Annotated in this window: 1 protein-coding gene; it reads left to right on the top strand. The window is 51.5% G+C overall.

Annotation, left to right across the window (positions count from 1 at the left end; genetic code table 11):
- On the top strand, nucleotides 1–627 hold a 627-nt coding region (locus tag Q9J80_RS10805; RefSeq protein ID WP_301674017.1), incomplete at its 5' end, for an IS5 family transposase.
- Nucleotides 628–736 lie beyond the last annotated feature (109 nt).

The following is a 736-nucleotide window of genomic DNA, read 5'->3' as shown; positions in this document are numbered from 1 at the left end:
TTGACTGAAAAAGGCCTAAAAGTAGAGAAAGCATCCGCCGCTGTCGTTGATGCCACCATTATTCAGACCGCCGGCAACAAACAGCGTCAGGCCATAGAAGTCGATAACAAAGGACAAGTCAGCGGCCAAACCACACCGAGTAAAGACAAAGATGCCCGTTGGATAAAGAAAAACGGCCTCTACAAACTCGGTTACAAACAACATACCCGTACCGATACGGAAGGCTATATCGAGAAACTGCACATCACTCCCGCCAATGCCCATGAGTGCAAACACCTGTCGCCTTTGTTGGAAGGTCTGCCCAAAGGTACGACCGTCTATGCCGACAAAGGCTATGACAGTGAGGAAAACCGGCAACATCTGGAAGAGCATCAGTTGTTAGACGGCATTATGCGCAAAGCCCACCGCAACCGTCCGCTGACGGAGGCGCAAACCAAACGCAACCGGTATTTGTCGAAGACCCGTTATGTGGTCGAACAGAGCTTTGGTACGTTGCCCCGTAAATTCCGCTATGCTCGGGCGGCCTATTTTGGTCTGCTCAAAGTGAGTGCACAAAGCCACCTGAAGGCGATGTGTTTGAACCTGTTGAAAGCCGCCAACAGGCTAAGTGTGCCTGCTGCCGCCTAAAAGGCGGCCCGGATGCCTGATTATCGGGTATCCGGGGAGGATTAAGGGGGTATTGGGGTAGAATTAGTGGATATTTGAAACGAAAACAGCCGAAAACCTGTGTTGGGGG

This window comes from Neisseria blantyrii (assembly GCF_962747855.1).
Classification (GTDB): Bacteria; Pseudomonadota; Gammaproteobacteria; order Burkholderiales; family Neisseriaceae; genus Neisseria; species Neisseria viridiae.
This window is presented reverse-complemented; position numbering and strand designations above follow the sequence as displayed.